15 protein-coding genes are annotated in these 16,117 nt (G+C 62.5%); 7 read left to right on the forward strand and 8 right to left on the reverse strand.

Annotated features, from left to right (window positions below; all coding sequences use genetic code 11):
• The first annotated feature begins 91 nt into the window (after window positions 1-91).
• The gene (locus AC1RT2_RS21060; RefSeq protein ID WP_493105035.1) at window positions 92-1,831 is read left to right on the forward strand and encodes a caspase family protein; all 1,740 of its coding nucleotides are present in this window, start codon (window positions 92-94) and stop codon (window positions 1,829-1,831) included.
• A gap of 48 nt (window positions 1,832-1,879) precedes the next feature.
• Here the strand turns inward: AC1RT2_RS21060 and ypfJ are convergent, their stop codons facing one another.
• Window positions 1,880-2,821, reverse strand: a complete 942-nt coding sequence (gene ypfJ / locus AC1RT2_RS21065) for a KPN_02809 family neutral zinc metallopeptidase (protein ID WP_069058133.1) — start codon at window positions 2,819-2,821, stop codon at window positions 1,880-1,882.
• A gap of 334 nt (window positions 2,822-3,155) precedes the next feature.
• Window positions 3,156-3,674 carry a DUF2306 domain-containing protein gene (locus AC1RT2_RS21070; RefSeq protein ID WP_493105037.1) on the reverse strand — a complete coding sequence of 173 codons (519 nt, stop codon included), beginning with the start codon at window positions 3,672-3,674 and terminating at the stop codon, window positions 3,156-3,158.
• A 91-nt stretch (window positions 3,675-3,765) separates the two neighbouring features.
• On the opposite strand from AC1RT2_RS21070, the gene AC1RT2_RS21075 reads away from it, so the two are divergent.
• On the forward strand, window positions 3,766-4,557 hold the full coding sequence (locus AC1RT2_RS21075; RefSeq protein WP_493105039.1) for a LytTR family DNA-binding domain-containing protein: 792 nt from the start codon (window positions 3,766-3,768) through the stop codon (window positions 4,555-4,557).
• Window positions 4,558-4,746: 189 nt separating this feature from the next.
• Window positions 4,747-5,406, forward strand: coding sequence for a dihydrofolate reductase family protein (locus tag AC1RT2_RS21080; RefSeq protein WP_069058130.1), 660 nt, complete (start codon window positions 4,747-4,749; stop codon window positions 5,404-5,406).
• A 4-nt stretch (window positions 5,407-5,410) separates the two neighbouring features.
• Here AC1RT2_RS21080 and AC1RT2_RS21085 read toward each other — a convergent pair whose 3' ends face one another.
• Entirely contained in the window at window positions 5,411-6,298 is an 888-nt protein-coding gene (locus tag AC1RT2_RS21085; protein WP_493105041.1) for a LysR family transcriptional regulator, read from the reverse strand.
• A gap of 110 nt (window positions 6,299-6,408) precedes the next feature.
• Here AC1RT2_RS21085 and blaOXA point away from each other — a divergent pair, with 110 nt between their 5' ends.
• A complete protein-coding gene (blaOXA, locus tag AC1RT2_RS21090) occupies window positions 6,409-7,215 on the forward strand; it encodes a class D beta-lactamase (protein WP_493105043.1) in 807 nt (268 codons plus the stop codon).
• 151 nt (window positions 7,216-7,366) lie between these two features.
• On the opposite strand, the gene AC1RT2_RS21095 is transcribed toward blaOXA, so the two are convergent.
• Complete coding sequence (locus AC1RT2_RS21095; protein ID WP_493105045.1) at window positions 7,367-8,548, reverse strand: FAD-dependent oxidoreductase; 1,182 nt, start codon at window positions 8,546-8,548, stop codon at window positions 7,367-7,369.
• 43 nt (window positions 8,549-8,591) lie between these two features.
• On the opposite strand from AC1RT2_RS21095, the gene AC1RT2_RS21100 reads away from it, so the two are divergent.
• A complete protein-coding gene (locus AC1RT2_RS21100) occupies window positions 8,592-8,795 on the forward strand; it encodes a hypothetical protein (protein ID WP_493105047.1) in 204 nt (67 codons plus the stop codon).
• Window positions 8,796-8,845: 50 nt separating this feature from the next.
• A complete protein-coding gene (carB, locus tag AC1RT2_RS21105) occupies window positions 8,846-12,328 on the forward strand; it encodes a carbamoyl-phosphate synthase large subunit (RefSeq protein WP_493105049.1) in 3,483 nt (1,160 codons plus the stop codon).
• Between the two features lie 57 nt (window positions 12,329-12,385).
• Here carB and AC1RT2_RS21110 read toward each other — a convergent pair whose 3' ends face one another.
• The 3 genes from AC1RT2_RS21110 to AC1RT2_RS21120 all read right to left on the reverse strand — a co-directional run bounded on the left by AC1RT2_RS21110 (window position 12,386) and on the right by AC1RT2_RS21120 (window position 14,385).
• Window positions 12,386-13,351 (reverse strand): SDR family oxidoreductase, encoded by a 966-nt coding sequence (locus tag AC1RT2_RS21110; RefSeq protein ID WP_493105051.1) that lies wholly within the window; start codon window positions 13,349-13,351, stop codon window positions 12,386-12,388.
• A 10-nt stretch (window positions 13,352-13,361) separates the two neighbouring features.
• A complete protein-coding gene (locus tag AC1RT2_RS21115) occupies window positions 13,362-13,679 on the reverse strand; it encodes a hypothetical protein (RefSeq protein WP_493105353.1) in 318 nt (105 codons plus the stop codon).
• A 442-nt stretch (window positions 13,680-14,121) separates the two neighbouring features.
• Window positions 14,122-14,385 carry a hypothetical protein gene (locus AC1RT2_RS21120; RefSeq protein WP_493105053.1) on the reverse strand — a complete coding sequence of 88 codons (264 nt, stop codon included), beginning with the start codon at window positions 14,383-14,385 and terminating at the stop codon, window positions 14,122-14,124.
• 229 nt (window positions 14,386-14,614) lie between these two features.
• Between AC1RT2_RS21120 and greA the strand changes: the two genes are divergently transcribed.
• Window positions 14,615-15,091, forward strand: coding sequence for a transcription elongation factor GreA (greA, locus tag AC1RT2_RS21125; protein ID WP_069058123.1), 477 nt, complete (start codon window positions 14,615-14,617; stop codon window positions 15,089-15,091).
• Window positions 15,092-15,242: 151 nt separating this feature from the next.
• Here greA and AC1RT2_RS21130 read toward each other — a convergent pair whose 3' ends face one another.
• Window positions 15,243-16,061: a glycosyltransferase family 2 protein gene (locus AC1RT2_RS21130; RefSeq protein WP_493105055.1), complete on the reverse strand. Its 819-nt coding sequence runs from the start codon at window positions 16,059-16,061 to the stop codon at window positions 15,243-15,245.
• Window positions 16,062-16,117: the final 56 nt, after the last annotated feature.

Raw genomic sequence — 16,117 nt, forward strand, 5'->3', positions numbered from 1 at the left:
GCTGCTGCCACGCGAAGAAGACAGGCCTAATATGTTGCCGGCCTGTCTGGATCAGCTATCATTCGTTGAACGCTGACGGGGAACGACGCGAATGAAAGCGATGCCGGCAACCGCGGCCGCCGGAAGGGCGGCCGCCCTCCTGTTCCTTTTTATGGCTCTTCTGGCAGGCGCAGGCCCGGCGCAAGCGCGAAAGGTGGCCCTCGTCATCGGCAACGACCGATATCAGCAACTTCCCGTCCTCGAAAGGGCTGTCAGCGACGCGGACGCCATCAGTGCAACATTGCGCGACGATCTGAAATTCGACGTCATCCTGACCGGCTTCAACTTCACCCGCACACAATCGGTGACAAAGTTCGGTGAATTCGAAAGCCAGCTCCGCCCCGGCGACACGGCCTTCTTCTTCTTTTCCGGTCACGGCGTCGCTCCGCGGGACCGTAATCTCCTGCTTCCCGTGGACTTTCCCCGGGAAGCCACTCAGGACACGGCGGAGGATCTCTCGCAGGCCGTGGACAGCCTGCTGGCACGGCTTCGCGACAAGCGGGTGGTCGGCATCTTCGTGCTGGACGCCTGCCGCGACAATCCCCTTCCCAATGTCTTCAAATCAGCCGGCTACGAGCGCGGCCTGGCACCGGTGAACGCCCCTCAGGGCACCTTTGTTCTGCTGTCCGCCGGCGCGGGCCAGCGGGCACTCGACAGGCTGCGCGGAGAGGACAACGACCGCAACTCGGTCTTCACGCGCAAGCTGCTGCCGCTGCTGAGGACGCCAGGCCTGAGCCTCTCCAGCCTGGCAAAACGTGTGCAGATCGATGTCGCCGATCTCGCGCAAACGCAAAATCACGAGCAGTTTCCGGAATATCGCGACAGCATTCGCAGCGATATCTACATGCTGCCGGACAACGGGACAGCCGCCCGTGTCGAGCTACCCGGCGTGACGGCAAAAAGCGCCGATGAGAAGCGCCCCGTGCCGGAAACACTGCCGACAGCCGATGGCTCTGTCACGCTGGGCACTCCGTCGGTCGACAACACCGTCAAGTCGGGCGAAGCGGTTGCGGCGCTGTCCGGCTCCAACGACTCCCTCATAGACGAAGACGTCGAGCGGTTGAGCACGGAGACGGCCAAGAATGCCGCGGCCTGCGATGCCTTCACGATCTCGGCTGAAAAACTGGCCGATATGAAGGATTTTGGGGATTTCGATCCATACAGGCTGAGAAAGGACGTCGCGCTCGACAGCTGCGGAGCCTTGTTGAAGGCAATGCCGGATTCGGCAACAGCACAGGCGCAGATGGCGCTTGCCCTCTATGCAGCCCGACGCAACATCGAGGCCTTGCCGCTCTTCCAAAAATCTGCGGCCCAGGGGATCGTGCTTTCGATGCTTGCAACCGGCAAGATGTACGTCGCGGCTGACGATATCCCGTTCGACACCGGCACGTCATTCAGTTGGCTGTCGAAAGCGGCGGAAGCGGGCAGTTCGGAAGGCGCGCAGCTTGCGCAGGGCGTCGCACTCATGGGCGATTCCGTAGACTTGCTCCAGCGACGCGCCAATGTTGGCGACGGCTACGCCATGTACGTCATGGCCCGGCAATATGCCGAAGGGCGGATCATAGCCCGCGACGAAAAAACAGCGGCCCTATGGCTGGTCTTTGCCGTACGAAAGGGCTCGAAAGCGGCACGCGCCAGCCTTACGGAGGACAGCCCCAGCCCCTGGCCAAAAGCAGTCATCGCCGAAGCGCAAAAGAGGCTGACGTTTACCGGCGACTACAATGGCAATGCCGATGGAACGCTGAATTTTCGTTTCCAGCGGGCGATCGAGGCCATCACGCCAAAGACGTGATGGCATTTTCGGGAGGCACTCCATCTTTGGAGTAGCCCGACGGAAGGGTTACACGTCACCCTTGAACGTGTCGCAGGCATCGACGCGGCCCGTATCGAAGCCACGCTTGAACCAGCGGCGACGCTGATCGGAGGTGCCGTGGTTGAAACTTTCCGGCACGACATAACCCTGCATGCGCTTCTGCAACGTATCGTCGCCGATCTGGGTCGCGGCATTCAGCGCTTCATCCAGGTCGCCGGTCTCGAGCAATCCCTTCTGCTGCGTGTACTTGCCCCAGATGCCGGCGTAGCAATCGGCCTGGAGTTCGACGCGGATCGACATCTGGTTGGCTTCCACCTCGCTCATGCGCTGACGCTGCTGGTTGAAGCGCGGTAGCACGCCGGTGAGGTTCTGCACGTGATGGCCGACCTCGTGGGCAACGACATAGGCCTGGGCGAAATCGCCAGCCGCGTCGAACTTGTTGGCGAGTTCGTCGAAGAAGCTCATGTCGAGATAGACCTTGCGGTCGCCCGGGCAATAGAACGGACCGGAAGCCGCCGAGGCAAAGCCGCAGGCCGACTGCACGGACCCCGAGAAGAGCACCATCTTCGGCTCCTCATACTTTTCGCCGGCCGACTGGAAGATGCCGTTCCAGGTGTCTTCCGTCTCGGCCAGCACCGTCGACATGAAGGCCTTGGTTTCTTCCTCCTGCGGCGACGTCCGCTTGCTGGCAGTTTCGGTCTGCTCGAAGCCCGGCATGCTGACCTGCCCGCCACCGCCCTCGCCCATCACCTGCAACAGGTCGATGCCCATCATCTTCAAGACGAAGTAGACGACGACGAGGAGGACGATCGTGCCGATGCTCATGCCGCCGCCGGCGCGGCGTCCACCGCCCGTCGGAAGGCGAAACCCGCCATTGCCGCGACCGAACGGATTGCTTCCGCCCGCCGAAGGCCCGGCGCCGCGCTGGTCCTCGATGTTGCTCGACTGTCGACGACCTTTCCATTCCATTGCGAGATCTCCCGTTCGCCCTCTGGGCGTTCCTGCGGACAAAAGTGCCCTCAGCTTCCTCAGATAACAGGGACCACTATAAATTCAATGGCGGCAACAGTCTAAGCCGCTGTTGCGGCCGTTGCTTCGCGTTTGCTTCGCACGGGAGAAAGCCTGAACACCGCCGTGACGACGACAATTGCCGCCGCCGCGACGCCAGAACTAGCAATGACGTCAACGAGATAGCGCCGGCCATACGTATTGACAGACAGCCCCATGAGGATGTTTGGCGCCGGAAAAGCAGAGGCAGGGGCGACTAACCCGCCCTATCGCGATTTAACCGCTGCCCCCGCGTTCAGCGCCGCCGGAATGTCTCGAAACGCTCCGACCAGCCGGCTTCGCGGATCGCAAGTGCACCGGCCGCAACCAGCAGGACACAGACGAAGGCCGTGGCCAAGCCGCTTGCGAGGCCCGATATGCCATCGAAGATCATCGCGCCCATCACGCGGTGCGGCACAAGGGTGAACAGCCCCGCGACCACGATGCCGCCGAAATACATGCCGGCGACATGGGCCCGGTGCGTGCGGATATCGCGGCGACGCGCGGCGCGGATCGCGGGGATACTGCCCACGATGACATAGACCGAGAGCAGATGGATCGGGCTGAAGTTTCCGACTGTCTTCAGGTCATGGATGAAGAAGGTCGAAAAACTCGTCACCACCATCAGCAGCAGCCAGATTTTCCCCAGAAGGCGGTGGGCGGGCGTTCCCTTCCGGCGGGCGAGCAGGACGGCGCCCAGCACGGCAGCCGGCAGCACGGTGGCGACATGGAACTGCACGGCAAAGGGGGCGTCGAGAAGAGGTTCGAAGGTCATGGCAGGTTCCGGGCAAGGTTGAAATCGACCCCGTCTTCAGCCATTGATCGGATCGCCTCAAACGCTTTGGCCCGAACGGACGGAAAACTTCGTGGAACGCCCCTTCCTGCAATCCGCGCTTCGTGAACTGCAGGTCTTTCTGCGCTCGCCGCGGTTCTGGGCAACGTTTGGCGCTGTCGTGCTGATCTTCTGGGTGACCGGCCCCTATGGCACCGCCGAGCGGTTGGCGACCGTGCCGCGCCTTGGCTTCTGGCTTGTGCTGCACGCCGTCGCCTGGAGCATTGCGGTCACCGCCCTCGTGCTCGTGAACACGCTTCTGCTGCACCGCGTTCCAAGCCTTGCCGGCCGCATCGCGCTCGGCACGCTCGTTGCAGGGGTGCCGGTGGGATTGGCGACGGAGGCGATCAGCCTTGCGACCTTCGGCGGCGCGGTGACGGTTTCGAGCCTTGCCGAAAGCATAGCCAGCGGCCTCCTCCTCTCTGCCCTCTTCTGCGGCCTGACCTATATGACGATGGGCAGCAAGTCGGTCGAAACGCTTGCCCCGGCCCCTGCGCCGGCGACGGAAGACCGGGCGGAGGTCGCCCTGCTACGCCGCCTGAAACCGGAGAACCGCGGGAAAATCCTGCACATGACCGTCGCCGACCACTACACGGAGGTCACGACGAGCCGCGGGCGTGAGCTGATCCTGCTCCGCTTTTCCGATGCCCTGAAAGAACTTGGCGACACGCCGGGGCTGCAGGTGCACCGCTCGCATTTCGTCGCCGACAGCCATGTGGAAAGATTACTGCGCGCCGAAGGCCGGCTGGCGGTCCTTATGAAGGACGGGCAGGAAATTCCGGTCAGCCGCAGTCGCACCGAGGCGGTGCGCGGCCGCTGGGGTTAGGGGAAAGAATTTTCGAACGGTTGTCGGGTGGCGCATCCGCCGTTCGTCTCTAGAGCAAGTCCAGCAAAAGTGCGCGGCGATTTGCGTGCCGCGAACTGCGTAAAAACAAAGAGATAGAGCTTTTTCGCGATTCGAAGAAAAGCGGCAATGCTCTAGGTATCAGTTCAACATCCTGCCAGGAGAAACCCCATGAGAAAGATCATTGTCGGCGCCTTCATCAGCCTTGACGGCGTCATGCAGGCACCGGGCGGCCCGGAGGAAGACCCGATCGGCGGCTTCGAATTCGGCGGCTGGGTCGCCCCGCTCTTTGACGAAAAGATGGGGGCTTTCATCGGCGAACTCTTTTCGAGGCCGTTCGACTTGCTGCTCGGCCGCAAGACCTACGACATCTTCGCCGCCCACTGGCCCTATGCGGCGAAGGACGACCCGATCGGCCCGCTCTTCGACCGCATCAACAAATATGTCGCGACCCGCAATCCGGCCTTCAAGACCACCTGGCAGAACAGCCATGTCCTCGGCGCCGATGCGATTGCCGCTGTGAAGGCGCTGAAGAGCGAGGACGGACCGGACCTCCTGACGCAGGGCTCCACGGAGTTCCTCAAGGCACTTTTCGAAAACGACCTCGTCGACGAGATCCACGTCTCCGTCTTCCCGGTCATTCTGGGCAAGGGCAAGCGGCTATTCGGTGACGCGTCCTTCCCGCGCGCACTGACGCTGATCGAATCGCGTACCAGCGATTCCGGTGTCGTCATGAACAAATATGCCCGCGCCGGCGACGTCGCCACCGGCTCCTTCGAATTCGAGACGCCAACTGCGGCGGAACTGGAACGCCGCCGCAACCTGACATGATCGGTTAGCCCAGCCCCTCCTCCGCCACCGTCTCCCCAAGCCAGTTGGCGAAGGCGGACATGGCCGGGGTGGCGCTACGCGATTGCAGGCGCGTGAGCCAGTAGCTGCCAAGCACGACGCTCGTCTTGAACGGCTGAACGACGGCGCCGGCGGACAGCAGCCGGGAAAACATCAAAGGCGGCGCGAGCCCCACACCCGCGCCCTGCAACACCGCCTCCATCATCGCAAGCGACGTATCGAAGACGATGGCACTCTGCGGCGGCGGGGTGCGCGGCAGGCCGGCCACTTCGAACCAGCGGGTCCATTCGTCGCGGCGATAGGAACGCAGCAGCGTCAGGCCGAACAGGTCCTCCGGCTCCCTTAAATCCCGCGCGACGGCGGGCGTGGCGAGAACAGAGAGCGGCGCGTCGAAAAGCCTGATGGCATCCGTACCGTGCCAGGCGCCGGCGCCGAAACGGATGGCGAAGTCCAGCCCCTCGGCGGCGAGATCGACGCGGTTGTTGTTGGTGGAAAGCCGCACCTCCACGAAGGGGTGCCGCTCGCGGAAGGTCGCGAGGCGCGGCAGCAGCCAGCCGACGGCGAAGGTGCCGACCGCGCCGACCGTCAGGATTTCCCGCACATGACCGCTGCGAAATCGCTCCACGGCATCCGCCATGCGGTCAAAGCTGTCGCGCAGCACCGGCAGCAGGCTTTCCCCCTCGGCCGTAATCATCAGCCCACGCGGCAGGCGCTTGAATAGAACGACGCCAAGCTGTTCCTCCAGACTCTTCACCTGATGGCTGACGGCCGCCTGCGTGACGTTCAACTCGATCGCCGCGCGCGTAAAACTGAGATGCCGGGCAGACGCCTCGAAGGCGCGAAAGGCGTTCAGCGGCAGGTATGGCCGAACCATGGCAATGCCCCAATTTTCCTAATGGCTAAGACCAGTATTGATCTTTTGTCAGGGCATCAAAGCATTGCTATCCAGAATGCACAAGCCATTCGGAACTCGAGGAAAACGTGATGAATATCCGTCTTTTCGCGGCCAGCGCCCTGCTGGCTGCCAGCATCAGCGCGCCTGCGCAAGCCCGCATTATTTGTACGATCGTTGCCGATGCGGGGAGCAACGAGGTCATTCTGGAAAAGGGCGATTGCGCAAGCCGCGTCACCCCCGCCTCCACCTTCAAGGTGCCGCTTGCCGTGATGGGCTACGATTCCGGCTATCTGGAAGATGCAAATGAGCCGGTCCTGCCGTTCATGAAGGGCTATCCGGACTGGGGCGGCGATGCCTGGCGTCAGCCGACGACGCCGAAACGCTGGATGGAGTTCTCCGTCGTCTGGTTTTCACAGCGCATCACGGAATTTCTCGGCTACGAGCAGCTGCGCGATTACGCCGATGCCTTCGGCTACGGCAATGCCGACATGACGGGCGATCCCGGCAAGAACAATGGGCTGGAGCGCGCCTGGATCGCCTCCTCGCTGAAAATCTCACCGCGCGAGCAGATCGAATTCCTCAAGAAGCTGGTGAACCACGAACTGCCGGTCTCCGTCGAGGCGATGGATGCGGCCATGGAGATTATCGAGCGGCGCGACATTGCCGACGGCTGGGGCGCACAGGGCAAGACCGGCATGGCCTATCCCCGAAAGGCCGACGGCAATTTCGACTATAACCGGCCATGGGGCTGGTATGTCGGATGGGCACGCCGCGACGAACGCACCGTGGTTTTCGCCCGGTTGGTGCAGGACGAGAAGAAGCAGGAGCCGCGCACGAGCCTGCGGGCAAGGGACAGCATCTTGCAGGAACTGCCGGGAATACTGGCGACGGATTGATTAGACGCCCACGCTCGACGCCTGCGGCACCCCCTCATCCGCCTGCCGGCACCTTCTCCCCGCTGGGGAGAAGGGGAAGGTCACCAACGCCTCGTTTCCCTTCTCCCCTCGGGGAGAAGGTGGCCCGAAGGGCCGGATGAGGGGGTAGCCCTCAGCGCGGAGGCACCATGCCCATCCCCTTGCGGGCGAGACCCGACAGGTTAAGCGTGAGCTTGCGACGGAAGACCGGCGAAGAGCCGAGAACGCGCAGGGCGACGTTGCGCATGACGCGGCCGAGTGAACTGCGCACGGTCGCGACCTTCGTCAGGCGGCTTGCCAGCTCCAGCACTTCGGCGGCGGCCGGACGGCGCTTCTCTTCATAGAGGTCCAGCGCTGCCTCGGGTGCCTTGCCGCGCAACACATCGGCAAGCAATTGCCCGAGCACGACGGCATCGACCAGCCCGGTGTTCATGCCCTGCCCACCGGCCGGGCTGTGCACATGGGCCGCATCCCCCATGATGAAGAGCGGACCGGATCGATAGCGCGGCGCGACACGATGGTGCACGCGGAAGCGCGAACTCCAGATGACATCGCGCACCCGACCAGGGTTCTGGCGCGGGCCGCGGGCGTCGAGAAGCGCCTGCACGAAGGCGGCGTCGGGCGCTTCCGGGGCCGCCTCGACCGGTGCGACGATGCGGTAGCGGTTGTCCGGCAGCGGCGCGACAACACCCATGCCCTCAGGCGAGAAGAACAACGTCACCTCGTCGCTCAAGCCCCAGTCCATGTGCACGTCGGCGAGCACGAAAGATTCGCCGTAGGTCTCGCCATCGAAGGTGATGCCGGCCGCACTGCGCACCACGCTGTGCATGCCGTCACCGCCAACGACATAACGCGCTCGGATCGTCCTCGGACCATCCGACGTTTCAAGATGCACCGTCGCCCCACTCGAATCGGGCTCGATCGTCGTTGCGGAAACGCCGCGCTCGACATTGCCACCGAGGCTCGTCAGCCGCTCGGCAAGGATCGCTTCGGTCTCGTCCTGCGGGATCATGAGGATCTGGGCGTAGCGCGAGGGCAGCATGGAGAAGTCGAGTTCCAACAGCGCCTTGTCATGATCACGCAAAGCAAAGCGGGTGAGGACGAGACCCCGCGCCTCGAATTCGTCCGTCACGCCGATGCGTTCCAGCACTTCAAGCGTATGCGCATGGATGACGGCGGCGCGAGAAGTGTTCTCGCCGGCGGCGAGCCGATCGACGATGACAGGACGAATGCCCGCCTGTTGCAGGGTGACGGCGAGCGCGAGACCGCTTGGTCCCGCCCCGACGATCAGCACATCGGTTTCCTGCGGCAGCATCGTTCACACTCCCAAAATCGACCCGCACTGGGATTTTCCCCGCGTGACCGATTCTCCCTCCAAGAAGACGAAATTTGCCGGCATGTACAAGACTATTATGGACGCCGCCTGTTTGCCGACGGCAGGATGGTATGCGTCCCTGACTTTTCCTGTCGATGGCGCCATTTTCGGGGTTCCGCTTGCCCCCGCATTTGCCTATAAGCCGCTTCTAGCCTTGAAAGACCATTTTGCGCGCCCGGCCCGGTGAACCCATCACCATGGCCGGTTTTTCGCGCACGCGGAAGAACGGATAGAGAGATGCCCAAGCGCCAAGATTTGAAATCGATCCTCATCATCGGCGCGGGGCCGATCGTCATCGGTCAGGCCTGCGAATTCGACTATTCCGGCACCCAGGCCTGCAAGGCGCTGAAGGAGGAAGGCTACCGCGTCATCCTCGTCAACTCCAACCCGGCGACGATCATGACCGACCCGGGCCTTGCCGACGCGACCTATGTCGAACCGATCACCCCGGAAGTCGTGGCAAAGATCATCGCCAAGGAACGGCCGGACGCGCTTCTCCCCACCATGGGCGGCCAGACCGCGCTCAACACGGCGCTCTCGCTGAAGCGCATGGGCGTGCTCGACCGCTACAATGTCGAGATGATCGGCGCCAAGCCCGCCGCCATCGACATGGCCGAAGACCGCGCGCTGTTCCGCGAAGCGATGGCCCGCATCGGCCTCGAGACGCCGAAGTCGCTACTCGCCAACGCCACCGAGATCAAGGACGTCGACCGCAAGGCGCATGAGGCCGAGCGCGCCAAGGTGAAGGCGCAGCTGTCCGGCGATGCGCTCGACAAGGCGCTGGACGAGCTGGAAAACCAGTGGAACCTCGGCGAGACCGACCGCAAGCAGCGCTACATGAGCCATGCCATGGCGATCGGCGCGCAGGCGCTCGACACGATCGGCCTTCCCGCCATCATCCGCCCGTCCTTCACGATGGGCGGCACCGGCGGCGGCATCGCCTACAACCGCTCGGAATTCTTCGAGATCGTCAATTCCGGTCTCGACGCCTCGCCGACGACCGAAGTGCTGATCGAAGAATCGGTGCTCGGCTGGAAGGAATACGAGATGGAGGTCGTCCGCGACACGGCGGACAACTGCATCATCATCTGCTCCATCGAAAACATCGATCCGATGGGCGTGCACACGGGTGATTCGATCACGGTCGCCCCTGCCCTCACGCTGACGGACAAAGAATACCAGATCATGCGTAACGCCTCGATTGCGGTGCTGCGCGAGATCGGCGTCGAGACCGGCGGCTCGAACGTGCAGTTCGCCGTCAATCCGGAAAACGGCCGCCTCGTCGTCATCGAAATGAACCCGCGCGTTTCGCGCTCTTCTGCGCTCGCGTCGAAGGCGACCGGCTTCCCGATCGCCAAGATCGCCGCCAAACTCGCCATCGGCTATACGCTCGACGAACTGGAGAACGACATTACCGGTGGTGCGACGCCGGCCTCGTTCGAACCGTCGATCGACTATGTCGTCACGAAGATCCCGCGTTTCGCCTTCGAAAAATTCCCGGGCGCCGAACCGACGCTGACGACGGCCATGAAGTCGGTCGGTGAAGTCATGGCCATCGGCCGCACCTTCGCCGAATCGTTACAGAAGGCCCTGCGCGGCCTCGAAACGGGCCTCACCGGCCTCGACGAGATCGAGATTCCCGGCCTCAGCGACGGCAACGACAAGAACGCCATCCGCGCCGCCATTTCCACGCCGACGCCGGACCGCCTGCGCATGGTCGCCCAGGCGCTGCGCCTCGGCTTCACCCTCGAAGAGGCACATGAAGGCTCGAAGATCGACCCGTGGTTCCTCGAGCAGCTGAAGGCGATCGTCGACATGGAGGCCCGCATCCGCGAGCACGGCCTGCCGGAAGACGCCGAGAACCTGCGCATGCTGAAGGCCATGGGCTTCTCCGACGCCCGCCTCGCCACCCTGTCGGCCAAGCGTCCGAAAGAAGTCGCGGAACTGCGCAACCGCCTCGACGTGCGCCCGGTCTTCAAGCGCATCGACACCTGCGCCGCCGAGTTCGCCTCGCCGACCGCCTACATGTACTCGACCTACGAGACGCCGTTTGCCGGTGCGACGCGCTCGGAAGCCGAAATTTCCAACCGCAAGAAGGTCGTCATCCTCGGCGGTGGCCCGAACCGCATCGGCCAGGGCATCGAGTTCGACTATTGCTGCTGCCATGCCGCCTTCGCGCTGAAGGATGCCGGCTATGAAGCGATCATGATCAACTGCAACCCGGAAACGGTCTCGACCGACTACGACACGTCCGACCGTCTCTATTTCGAGCCGCTGACGGCAGAAGACGTCATCGAGATCCTGAAGGCCGAGCAGACCAACGGCGAACTCGTCGGCGTCATCGTACAGTTCGGCGGCCAGACGCCGCTGAAGCTTGCCGAAGCGCTGGAAAAGAACGGCATCCCGATCCTCGGCACAGCGCCGGACATGATCGATCTTGCCGAAGACCGTGATCGCTTCCAGAAGCTGCTCCAGAAGCTGGACCTCGCCCAGCCGAACAACGGCATCGCCTATTCCGTCGAGCAGGCCCGTCTGGTCGCGGCCGAGATCGGCTTCCCGCTCGTCGTGCGCCCGTCCTACGTGCTCGGCGGCCGCGCCATGCAGATCATCCATTCGGAATCGATGCTGCAGACCTACCTGCTCGACACCGTTCCGGGCCTCGTGCCGGAAGATATCAAGCAGCGCTATCCGAACGACAAGACCGGCCAGATCAACACCCTGCTCGGCAAGAACCCGCTGCTCTTCGACAGCTACCTGTCGAATGCGGTGGAAGTCGATGTCGACGCGCTCTGCGACGGCAAGGACGTCTTCGTCTCGGGCATCATGGAACATATCGAGGAAGCAGGCATCCATTCGGGCGACTCGGCCTGCTCGCTGCCGGTCCACACGTTGTCCAATGAGACCGTCGATGAGCTGGAACGCCAGACAAAAGCTCTGGCAAAAGCGCTGAATGTCGGCGGCCTGATGAACGTGCAGTACGCCATCAAGGACGGCACGATCTACGTGCTCGAAGTCAACCCGCGCGCCTCGCGCACGGTGCCCTTCGTGGCAAAGACCATCGGCGCGCCGATCGCCAAGATCGCCGCCCGCGTCATGGCGGGCGAGAGCCTCGACGCGGCAATCGCCGCCTATGGTGAAAAACCGGACCCGCGCAACCTCAAGCACATCGCCGTCAAGGAAGCCGTTTTCCCCTTCGCCCGCTTCCCGGGTGTCGACACACTGCTCGGCCCGGAAATGCGCTCGACCGGCGAGGTCATCGGCCTCGACACGGACTTCGCGCTCGCCTTTGCCAAATCGCAGCTCGGTGCCGGCGTCGACCTGCCGCGGGAAGGCACGGTCTTCGTGTCGGTGCGCGATGAGGACAAGGAACGCGTGCTGCCCGCCATCAACATCCTGACCGGCATCGGCTTCAAGGTCATGGCGACGTCCGGCACTGCCCGCTTCCTCGCCGAAAAGGGCATCGAGGCGATCAAGATCAACAAGGTGCAGGAAGGCCGCCCCCACATCGAGGACGCCATCCGCAACCGCCAGGTCAGCCTCGTCATCAACACGACGGACGGCAACAAGGCGATCTCGGATTCGAAGTCGCTCCGCCGCGCCGCCCTGATGCAGAAGGTGCCGTACTACACGACCATGGCCGGCGCACTCGCCGCCGCGCAGGCGATTCGGGCGCTGAAGCAGGGCCAGCTCGAAGTGCGGCCGCTGCAGTCGTATTTCTGAGCACCATTTGCCAAGACATGAAAAGCCGGGCGGTCCCACCGCCCGGCTTTTTTGTTCCTAATAGCCGCCGATGATGGGCAACACTTCGCCGGTAATGTAGCTGGAGCACTGCGGCGAGGCGAGGAAGACGTAGGCCGGTGCCAGTTCCTCCGGTTGGGCGGGCCGCTTCATCGGCGTATCGGCGCCGAATTTTGCGACATCCTCAGCTTCCTTGTCGGAAGGGTTGAGCGGCGTCCAGACCGGCCCCGGCGCCACCGCATTGACGCGAATGCCGCGTGGCACGAGCTGGCCCGCCAGCGAACGGGTGAAGGCATGGATGCCGCCCTTGGTCATCGAATAATCGAGCAGCGCCTTCGAGCCCTCCAGGCCGGTGACCGATCCGGTGTTGATGATCGCCGATCCCGGTTTCATGTGCGGCACCGCCGCCTGCGCCATGAAGAAATAGCCATAGAGATTGGTCTTCAGCGTCTCGTCGAAATGCTCTTCCGAAAGATCGAGAATATCCTTGGCATGGACCTGGAAGGCCGCGTTGTTCACGAGGATATCCAGGCCGCCCAGATCCTTCACTGTACATTTGACCATCTGCAGACAAAAAGCCTTGTCCTTGACGTCGCCGGCGAAGGCGATGCAGCGCCGGCCTTCTTTCTCGACCGCAGCAATCGTGTCCTTCGCGTCCTGCCCTTCGGCGAGATGGGCGATCGCCACATCCGCACCCTCCCGGGCAAAAAGCACCGCCACCGCCCGGCCGATGCCGGAATCACCGCCGGTGATGAGCGCCACCTTGCCCTTCAGCTTCTCCGAACCCTTGTAGAACGGAGCGTCGTACATCGGCGGCGGGTCGAGCGTAGCCTCGCTGCCGGGCTTCGGCTGGTGTTGCTTGGGGAACGGTGGCACGGGATAAAGGCGCGCACCGGCCTGCATGGCCTTCGGCTTTTCGCCCTCGTCCTTGCGGTCGGCCTCTGCCACCTCGTCCTGAATGTCGCGCTGTTTCGCCGCCGTGCGGGCAGATTGGCTCCGGGTCATGGCCGCCTCCTTAAAACTCGGTTGGGCGAATGTTGTCGACACGGACCGTGCCGGCGACAACTGCGCGCGGGCCTTCGACCGGAAAAGCCGGGTCGGTTTCATCGATGACGGTGTAAAGTTTTTCGTTGCGGAAGGCGCTTGACGACGTCGTGGAATTGCCGTCGCCGGGAAGAGCATCGATTTCCAAGAAGTCGAGTTCGGCTTCCGCCGCCACGACGCGGGCATCCCCGCTCGACCTCGCGCGCACGATCACCTCCCCCTGGTTCGGCGCAAGATCCCAGTTGGTGTCCGTCGCCGCGGCGATCGGAACAAGACGGTAGAGCTTCAGCTGCTCGACATCGGAATAGTCGGCAACCGACGTCTCCGTATCCTGCCGCGGTGCGGCTTCGTCGAAGCCGGCGGACCAATCGCGGGCGGAGGCCTCCATTTCGGGCGGCGTGCGGTAAGCCGTGGCATCATCGCTGCCGGTGACGGCCCGCGGCTTGTCACTCGAAATGCCGTCATTCGTCCGGCCGGCCTGAGAGACTTCGAACTGCGGAACGGCGTCGGCGTGGATAATCTTTTCGCGGCCGGTTTCTGCCGAAAACACACTCTCGGCACCTGGCACGGAACGCGGCGCGACCGGTACGGCCTGCTCGTCCTTCTCCTGATAGCCGCCATCCGCCGCCTCGCGACGTCCTTGGTCGTGCATCGCCTGATTGCCTGACACTTCGCCGACGAATTGTTTGAAATAACCGGAAATCGTCTGCATCACACCCATGATCTTGTCCTCATAGCTTGTTTTGGAGGCGGGCCATCGCATCCTTCAGGATCGCACGGATTTCATCGTCGACGATCTGCTGAGCGGCGAAGGTGGCATCGGGCTCGATGCCCGGATCTTCCTCGTGGTCGGAAACCGTTTCGCTGTCGCGCGCCATGGCCATCAACGCCTCGCGCGCCTCGGGAATTGCGGCAATCACCGAAAGCAGCTCGACAAGCAGACGCCGATGCGCGTTGATCCGGCCTTCGAGATTCACAGAATTGCCGATCGTCATTACACGCCTCCCGCGATCCCTAGCTAACGATGCCACCAGGTGATTGTTCCCGATCCGCTGTGGGCGGATGCTGCCCTGCGGCGAAAAAACTGGCTTTCGGCCGACGCAATCTGCTATAAGGACCGTTCAAATGCTTTCGACGGTTCCGGGGATTCTTCTCCGGAGACCGTTTTCTTTTGCGTTCGCGCGGGCGGGAGCCTGGGCGGCGTGGGCTGAAGGACGGGATAAAATGGTTGAAAAGGTACCGATGACTCACGGCGGTTTCGTCAAGCTGCAGGAAGAACTGCGCTGGCGTCAGCAGGAAGAGCGTCCGAGAATCATTGAAGCGATTGCCGAAGCGCGCGCCCATGGCGACCTGTCGGAAAACGCCGAGTATCACGCCGCCAAGGAAGCCCAGAGCCATAATGAAGGCCGTATCGGCGAACTTGAAGACTTTGTCGCCCGTGCGGAGGTCATCGACCTCTCCAAGATGTCGGGCTCGACGATCAAGTTCGGCGCCAAGGTCAAACTCATGGATGAGGACACCGAGGAAGAGAAGGTCTACCAGATCGTCGGCGACCAGGAAGCCGATGTGAAGCAGGGCCGCATTTCCATCTCCTCCCCCATCGCCCGCGCGCTGATCGGCAAGGAAGTCGGCGAATCGATCGAAGTGAACGCACCCGGCGGCTCCAAGGCCTACGAAATCCTCGCCATCACCTGGGGTTGATAAGCGCTCGCTGCGCCTGTTTTTTCGAGACTGGCATCGTGTTTCCCCGAAAAAGGGTCTTCTCAAGCCACACGACTCTCTAGGTCGCGTGGCTTGATGTATTTATGGCCGCACGGGAGAGTTCCCTCACCCAGCGCAACACCTTCGATATCTACTTGTCGTTCTGCTGTTCAGCTTTGGCGCGGTCCGCTGCCAGATAGTCTTCATAAGTCTTTGCGTCACTCAGCCAACGTCCAAACGCGGAAATCATCGCGATGGAAAAACCGTAGACGCCAGTCTTATAGTGACCCCGTTGGAAGTAGTATTTCAGGAAGTAGATCGGCAGAGCAAAGACAATTCGTATCTGCGCCGAAAGACGGCTTCGTCGTTTACCCTGCCGCGATCGGACGAGACTATACGAATTGAACTTGTCCATCATCTGCGTCAAATCGCGATAGGAATGATGGTACAAAGGAGCCGCCAGCCTGCGCACCTTGACCGAATCAGGAACGTCGAACTGATCCCAGGCTGCATGGGCGGGCTGCTGAACGACGCGGCGATCATAGAGCTTGTTGCGATAGGCGATGGCGTGATGAAGCCAGGGTTTGCCGACGGGTGGAACCGTGACGAGCTTCAGCGCATTGATCGGCCCAAGTTCTCCCGCCTCGAACTGACGCGTGATTTCAGCGGCAAGTTCGGGGCTGACCACTTCGTCCGCATCGAGATCCAGCACCAGGTCGTAGTGGCACGCTTCTTCCCCGACCCGCTTTTGAAACCCGTTGCCGAGCCAGGCTTGCTGGATCACCCGGGCGCCAAGCCGTTCCGCAATTGCCACGGTCTCGTCGGTGGAGCCGCAATCGACAACCACGACTTCGCGTGCAACCAGGAAAGCGGCTGCGATAACAGAACCGATCAGCCTTTCTTCATTTTTTGTACGGATGTAGCACGAGATCGGAGGGCGGGTTTCATTGTTGATGATTGGATCGGTCATTTTCGCTTCATTTTGCCGTCACGTTGACCCCTGAAAATCAGGGCTGTATATTAAAC

The sequence above is a fragment of the Shinella sp. GW821-FHT11G07 genome, from assembly GCF_058808115.1.

What these genes read in the sequence shown, in the direction of transcription:
- ypfJ (WP_069058133.1), bottom strand. Translation starts at nt 2,821, where the DNA reads ATGGAATGGAAAGGTCGTCGACAGTCGAGCAACATCGAGGACCAGCGC.
- AC1RT2_RS21070 (WP_493105037.1), bottom strand. Translation starts at nt 3,674, where the DNA reads ATGACCTTCGAACCTCTTCTCGACGCCCCCTTTGCCGTGCAGTTCCAT.
- blaOXA (WP_493105043.1), top strand. Translation starts at nt 6,409, where the DNA reads ATGAATATCCGTCTTTTCGCGGCCAGCGCCCTGCTGGCTGCCAGCATC.
- AC1RT2_RS21110 (WP_493105051.1), bottom strand. Translation starts at nt 13,351, where the DNA reads ATGACCCGGAGCCAATCTGCCCGCACGGCGGCGAAACAGCGCGACATT.
- greA (WP_069058123.1), top strand. Translation starts at nt 14,615, where the DNA reads ATGGTTGAAAAGGTACCGATGACTCACGGCGGTTTCGTCAAGCTGCAG.
- AC1RT2_RS21130 (WP_493105055.1), bottom strand. Translation starts at nt 16,061, where the DNA reads ATGACCGATCCAATCATCAACAATGAAACCCGCCCTCCGATCTCGTGC.
- AC1RT2_RS21095 (WP_493105045.1), bottom strand. Translation starts at nt 8,548, where the DNA reads ATGCTGCCGCAGGAAACCGATGTGCTGATCGTCGGGGCGGGACCAAGC.
- carB (WP_493105049.1), top strand. Translation starts at nt 8,846, where the DNA reads ATGCCCAAGCGCCAAGATTTGAAATCGATCCTCATCATCGGCGCGGGG.
- AC1RT2_RS21085 (WP_493105041.1), bottom strand. Translation starts at nt 6,298, where the DNA reads ATGGTTCGGCCATACCTGCCGCTGAACGCCTTTCGCGCCTTCGAGGCG.
- AC1RT2_RS21060 (WP_493105035.1), top strand. Translation starts at nt 92, where the DNA reads ATGAAAGCGATGCCGGCAACCGCGGCCGCCGGAAGGGCGGCCGCCCTC.
- AC1RT2_RS21080 (WP_069058130.1), top strand. Translation starts at nt 4,747, where the DNA reads ATGAGAAAGATCATTGTCGGCGCCTTCATCAGCCTTGACGGCGTCATG.
- AC1RT2_RS21120 (WP_493105053.1), bottom strand. Translation starts at nt 14,385, where the DNA reads ATGACGATCGGCAATTCTGTGAATCTCGAAGGCCGGATCAACGCGCAT.